Here is a 5,401-nt window from a genome sequence, read left to right as displayed (position 1 = left end):
GCCGTGGTATGCGCTGATGGCCTGCCTGCTGTTCGGCCTGCTCGATGCCACGGGCAGCCTGTTCCAGAACATCGAGGTTCTGGGGATCGAGGTGCCGGTGCAGTTCATGCAGGCCCTGCCCTACATCCTGACCGTGGTGATTCTGGCAGGCTTCGTTGGCCGCGCCATTCCGCCCCGCGCGGGTGGCGAACCTTATGTGAAAGAACGCTAAGCCCGACGCGGCGCGGGGAAGAATCTTCGACATCCTTTCCTCCCGCCCGTTTCCTACGAGGTGATCCTATGTCCGACCACGCCGCCCTTGTCGATCTGATCAAGTCCCGCGCGGGGCCTGAGCCGGTGGCGCTCGGGCTCATCCTGGGGTCTGGACTGGGGCACCTGGCCGACGCCGTCGACGGCGTCGCGATCGACTATGCCGATCTGCCCGGCTTCCCCCATGCGGGCGTGTCCGGCCACAACCCGAAACTGGTGATCGGGCAGCTGGAGGGCACACGGGTCGCGGTCTTCGGCGGGCGGGCGCATTACTACGAAAGCGGGCGCGGCGACGCGATGCGCCTGCCGCTGGAAGTGCTGAAGGCACTTGGGGGCGAGGCGTTGATCGCGACCAATGCGGCCGGGTCCATGTGCGCCGACATTCAACCCGGCGACCTGATGCTACTGAACGATCACATCAATTTCTCGGGTCTTAATCCGCTGATCGGCGAGCCTTCCGACGCCCGCTTCGTGCCGATGAAGGATGCCTATGACCCGGCCATGCGCGCGGCCCTGCTGGACGCGGCCAGGGCCGAGGGCCTCGCGCTCGCGCAGGGGGTCTATGCCTGGTATTCCGGACCGTCTTTCGAGACTCCGGCGGAAATCCGGGCGATCCGGATGCTGGGGGCCGATGCCGTGGGCATGTCGACCGTGCCCGAGGTGATCCTGGCCCGGTTCCTGGGGCTGAAGGCCGCTGCGATCTCGACCGTGACCAACATGGCCGCAGGCCTCAGCGACGAGGCGATCAGCCACGAACACACCAAGGCGATGGCCCCGCTCGGCGCGGCCAAGCTGGAAAAGATCCTGCGCCGCTACCTGCGCGAGCTTTGATGCGCCCGGCCTGTTCCGATCTGTCGCAGGGGACGGCAGGCCCATGCGGGTAGCAACCTCGTTCCGACAGGCGTAGGGACAAGACCTGCCCAACGGTAAATGGCCCCGCACATGCAGATCTATCTTCCCATTGCCGAAGTCAGCGTGAACGCTTTCCTTCTTCTGGGGATCGGCGGCATCGTGGGCGTGCTGTCGGGCATGTTCGGCGTGGGTGGCGGGTTCCTGATCACACCGCTCCTGTTCTTCGCGGGCATTCCCCCGGTCGTGGCGGTGGCCACCTCTGCCAACCAGATCGTCGCCTCGTCGATTTCCGGCGTCATCACCCATTTCCAGCGTCGCACGGTCGATCTCAGGATGGGGCTGGTCCTGCTGGCAGGCGGGCTGGTGGGGGCCGCGCTTGGCGTGCAGGTGTTCACGGCGTTGCAACGGATCGGGCAGGTCGATCTGCTGGTGCGGCTTTGCTACGTGCTGTTCCTGGGTGTCATCGGCGCGATGATGTTCGTGGAAAGCCTGAACGCGATCCGGGCCGCGAAACGCGCGGGCGGACGCCCGCCGGTCAAGCGGCGGCAGCATTACTGGGTGCATGGGCTGCCGCTGAAGATGCGGTTCCGGGTTTCGGGGCTCTATATCTCCGCTCTGCTGCCGCTGATGGTTGGGGCCTTGGTCGGCGTGCTGTCGGCCATCATGGGCGTCGGCGGCGGCTTCATCATGGTGCCGGCGATGATCTATCTCTTAGGCATGCCCACCAAGGTCGTGGTCGGCACATCGCTGTTCCAGATCATCTTCGTCACCGCCTTCACCACGCTGATGCATGCAACCAGCACCCACAGCGTCGACATGGTGCTGGCGCTTCTGCTGATCTTTGGCGGCGTCATTGGTGCGCAACTGGGTGCCAGGGTGGGCGTCTGGATGAAGGCCGAACAGCTGCGTATCCTCTTGGCGATCCTGGTGCTGGCTGTCTGTGCCAAGGTAGGGTTGGAGCTGGTCCTTCATCCGGGCGAGCTTTATTCCGTCGCGATCCCGCTTGGATGACTGGACGGCGGGCGCAAGCTGCTTCACTATGTCCTTAACGTGTGAACCAGGCCCCCCGTGCTGTTCCGATCTGTCGCAGGCCATTGCGCCGGCGCCCGACTGGAAAACCGTCTTTCGCGGCGCTATGGGTCATTCGAGTTCCGGAGGCTTCTGACCCGCCATGCAAATCTACCTGCCCATCGCAGAAGTGAGCGTCAACGCCTTCCTTCTGCTTGGGCTGGGCGGGCTCGTGGGTATCCTGTCAGGCATGTTCGGCGTGGGCGGAGGCTTTCTGCTGACCCCGATGCTGTTCTTCATCGGCATCCCGCCCGCCGTGGCGGTCGCGACCGAAGCCAACCAGATCGTCGCCTCGTCCTTTTCCGGCGTGCGTGCGCATTTCAAGCGAAAGACGGTGGACCTCAAGATGGGGGTCGTCCTTCTGATCGGCGGTCTCATAGGGGCCGCACTGGGCGTGCAGGTCTTCAACGCGCTGCGGGCCATGGGGCAGGTCGACCTGCTGGTGCGGCTTTGCTACGTGGTGTTCCTGGGCATCATCGGCGGGCTCATGTTCTTCGAGAGCCTGCGCGCGATCCGTCGCAGCAAGGCCAGCGCGGGCGCTCCGCCGCCGCGCCGCCACCATCGCGGCTGGATCCACGCGCTGCCCTTCAAGTTGCGCTTCCGCACCTCCGGTCTCTACCTGTCGGTCATCCCCCCGCTTCTGGTCGGGCTGGCCGTGGGTGTGCTGGCCGCGATCATGGGTGTGGGCGGCGGCTTCATCATGGTGCCCGCGATGATCTACATCCTCGGCATGCCGACCAAGGTCGTGGTCGGAACCTCGCTGTTCCAGATCATCTTCGTCACCGCCTTCTCCACCCTGCTGCACGCGACCACCAACTTCACCGTGGACATGGTGCTGGCGATCCTGCTGCTGGTGGGCGGTGTCGTGGGGGCGCAGGTGGGGGCGCGGATCGGCGTCTACCTCAAGGCCGAGCAGCTGCGCATCCTGCTGGCCCTGATGGTGCTGGGTGTCTGTGCGAAACTGGCGACCGAGCTTCTGTTCCAGCCTGATGAACTCTTCTCGCTCGGCGCGGCGGTGGGGCATTGATGAAGCGGCTTCTTCTCATACTGGCCCTCGTGCTGGCCCCGCTCTCGGCCCCCGCCGAAGAGGAAACCGTCGTCGCGGGACTGAGCCAGAACACGGTGTCGATCACCGCGAATTTCGTGGGCTCCGAGATCCTGATCTTCGGTGCCGTGCAGCGCTATGCCCCGGTGCCGGATGACGGGCCGCTTCAGGTGATCATCACCATCGAGGGCCCCGACCGCCCCGTGACCGTGCGCCGGATGGATCGCCGCTATGGCATCTGGATGAACACCGAGGCCGTCGATATCGACGCAGCCCCCACCTTCTACGCCGTGGCAACCACCGCGCCCTTTGGCGATGTCATCTCGGATACCGAGGATCTGCGCCACCGCATCTCGATCACGCGCGCGATCCGCGCCGTGGGCACCCATACCGAACGGCAGGCCGATTTCACCGAGGCGGTGATCCGCGTGCGCAGCAACGAGGGGCTGTACCAGCTTCTCGAAAACGCGGTGACCCTGCGCAATGAAACGCTCTTCGACACTTCGATCCGGCTGCCTGCGAACCTCGTCGAGGGCGATTACACAGCACGTATCTTCCTGGCCCGCGGACGCGAGGTCATCTCCTCCTACGAAACCGAGATCAGCGTGCGCAAGGTCGGGCTGGAACGGATGATCTACACGCTCGCCCATGAACGCCCGCTGATCTATGGCCTGCTGTCGCTGGCCATCGCCATCGCCGCGGGCTGGCTGGCCTCGGCCGTCTTCCGCTACATCCGGTCGGGCTGATCCCCGCAAGCCAAGGAGCCTCCCATGAAGATGCTCGACACGCCGGAGGCGCTTGAGGCGCTTTATGGCGATCCGGTCCCCGCTTCGCTGACCAAGGTGGCGACGCGGATGACACCGCTCTACCGCCAGTGGATCGAGGCCGCGCGCTTCGTGGTCCTGTCGACCGTGGGGCCCGAGGGCACCGATGGAAGCCCGCGCGGCGATGACGGCCCGGTGGTGCGCATCGTCGACGCGCAAACGCTGTGGATGCCCGACTGGCGCGGCAACAACCGCATCGATTCCCTGCGCAATATCCTGCGCGACGGGCGGGTCAGCCTGATGTTCATGGTGCCGGGCTCTGGCAACGTCGTGCGCGTGAACGGACGCGCCGTGCTGACCGCCGACCCGCAGGTGACAGGGTGTTTCGAGCAGCGCGGCCAGCACCCCAAGACCGTGATCGTGATCACGCTGGACGAGATGTATTTCCAATGCGCCAAGGCGATCATGCGCTCGGGCGTGTGGAGCCGGGGCGACGAGAGCGCCCAGGTGCCCACGGCAGGCCAATTCATAAAGGAACAGGACCGGGCATTTGACGGCGAAACCTACGACGCCACCTACCCCGAAAACGCCAAGACACGGATGTGGTGACAGGATTGCCACCCGCAGGGTGGCCCCTGTTCCCTAGCCCCGCCCGATGAAGGGCATCTTGTTGGCCATGACCGTCAGGCTCGGCACGTTGGCCTCGGGCGGCAGGTTCGCCATGTACCAGACCGCCTCGGCCACGTCGCCCGCATCCATCACCGCCTCGGGCTTGATGCTGCCATCGGCCTGACGCACGCCCTGCGCGATGCCCTTGGTCATCTCGGTCGCGGCATTGCCGATGTCGATCTGCCCGGCACAGATCCCCATGTCGCGCCCGTCGAGGTTCAACGTCTTGGTCAGCCCGCTGACCCCGTGCTTGGTGGTGGCATAGCAGACCGAGCCGGGCCGGGGCACATGCGCCGAGATGGAGCCATTGTTGATGATCCGCCCGCCAGCCGGATCCTGCCGCCGCATATGGGCAAAGGCCGCGCGGGCACATAGGAACATGCCCGTCAGGTTCACATCCAGAACCGCGCGCCAGTCGTCCAGGCTGATCTCGTCAATCGCGCCCGATGGCCCGAAGGTGCCTGCGTTGTTGAAGAGCACATCCAGCCGTCCGGCCCGCTCGGCGATCTCGGAAAAGGCATCGGCCACCGCCTCTTCGTCGGTCACGTCACAGGGCAGCGCGATGGCCCGCGCGTGCGCCTTGGCCAATGCCTCCAGCGGCTCCGCTCGCCGCGCCAGGGCGGCCACCGTCCAGCCGCGGGCCAGGAAAAGCTCCGCCACCGCGCGCCCGATCCCCGCGCTTGCCCCCGTTACCGCGATGACCTTGGTCATGCCTCTTCCTCCGCTTCCAGTGTCAGGGGTGCCACCGGCACCT

The 5,401-nt window shown here is 65.7% G+C and carries 6 protein-coding genes and 1 pseudogene; 6 read left to right on the top strand and 1 reads right to left on the bottom strand.

Annotated elements, in window-relative coordinates:
* The 6 genes and pseudogenes from ACEQXV_RS18405 to ACEQXV_RS18380 form a co-directional block, all read left to right on the top strand.
* A pseudogene (locus tag ACEQXV_RS18405) lies at positions 1-211 on the top strand (ABC transporter permease); the annotation flags it as partial.
* A gap of 68 nt (positions 212-279) precedes the next feature.
* Positions 280-1,080 carry a purine-nucleoside phosphorylase gene (locus ACEQXV_RS18400; protein WP_370254495.1) on the top strand — a complete coding sequence of 267 codons (801 nt, stop codon included), beginning with the start codon at positions 280-282 and terminating at the stop codon, positions 1,078-1,080.
* A gap of 111 nt (positions 1,081-1,191) precedes the next feature.
* A complete protein-coding gene (locus ACEQXV_RS18395) occupies positions 1,192-2,112 on the top strand; it encodes a sulfite exporter TauE/SafE family protein (RefSeq protein WP_370254494.1) in 921 nt (306 codons plus the stop codon).
* A 160-nt stretch (positions 2,113-2,272) separates the two neighbouring features.
* Positions 2,273-3,196 (top strand): sulfite exporter TauE/SafE family protein, encoded by a 924-nt coding sequence (locus ACEQXV_RS18390; RefSeq protein WP_370270383.1) that lies wholly within the window; start codon positions 2,273-2,275, stop codon positions 3,194-3,196.
* A complete protein-coding gene (locus ACEQXV_RS18385; protein WP_370254491.1) occupies positions 3,196-3,960 on the top strand; it encodes a TIGR02186 family protein in 765 nt (254 codons plus the stop codon). Before ACEQXV_RS18390 ends, ACEQXV_RS18385 begins: the two co-directional genes overlap by 1 nt.
* 24 nt (positions 3,961-3,984) lie before the next feature.
* On the top strand, positions 3,985-4,587 hold the full coding sequence (locus tag ACEQXV_RS18380; RefSeq protein WP_370254490.1) for a pyridoxamine 5'-phosphate oxidase family protein: 603 nt from the start codon (positions 3,985-3,987) through the stop codon (positions 4,585-4,587).
* Between the two features lie 33 nt (positions 4,588-4,620).
* Here ACEQXV_RS18380 and ACEQXV_RS18375 read toward each other — a convergent pair whose 3' ends face one another.
* The gene (locus ACEQXV_RS18375) at positions 4,621-5,358 is read right to left on the bottom strand and encodes an SDR family oxidoreductase (protein WP_370270382.1); all 738 of its coding nucleotides are present in this window, start codon (positions 5,356-5,358) and stop codon (positions 4,621-4,623) included.
* Positions 5,359-5,401 lie beyond the last annotated feature (43 nt).

Origin of the sequence: Nioella sp., assembly GCF_964229645.1 — a bacterium.
Classification (GTDB): Bacteria; Pseudomonadota; Alphaproteobacteria; order Rhodobacterales; family Rhodobacteraceae; genus Nioella.
The sequence above is the reverse complement of the archived record's forward strand: the minus strand, read 5'-3'. Positions and strand labels throughout refer to the sequence as shown.

Coding starts and splice junctions, on each gene's coding strand:
- ACEQXV_RS18395 (WP_370254494.1), top strand. CDS start 1,192: ATGCAGATCTATCTTCCCATTGCCGAAGTCAGCGTGAACGCTTTCCTT.
- ACEQXV_RS18390 (WP_370270383.1), top strand. CDS start 2,273: ATGCAAATCTACCTGCCCATCGCAGAAGTGAGCGTCAACGCCTTCCTT.
- ACEQXV_RS18380 (WP_370254490.1), top strand. CDS start 3,985: ATGAAGATGCTCGACACGCCGGAGGCGCTTGAGGCGCTTTATGGCGAT.
- ACEQXV_RS18375 (WP_370270382.1), bottom strand. CDS start 5,358: ATGACCAAGGTCATCGCGGTAACGGGGGCAAGCGCGGGGATCGGGCGC.
- ACEQXV_RS18385 (WP_370254491.1), top strand. CDS start 3,196: ATGAAGCGGCTTCTTCTCATACTGGCCCTCGTGCTGGCCCCGCTCTCG.
- ACEQXV_RS18400 (WP_370254495.1), top strand. CDS start 280: ATGTCCGACCACGCCGCCCTTGTCGATCTGATCAAGTCCCGCGCGGGG.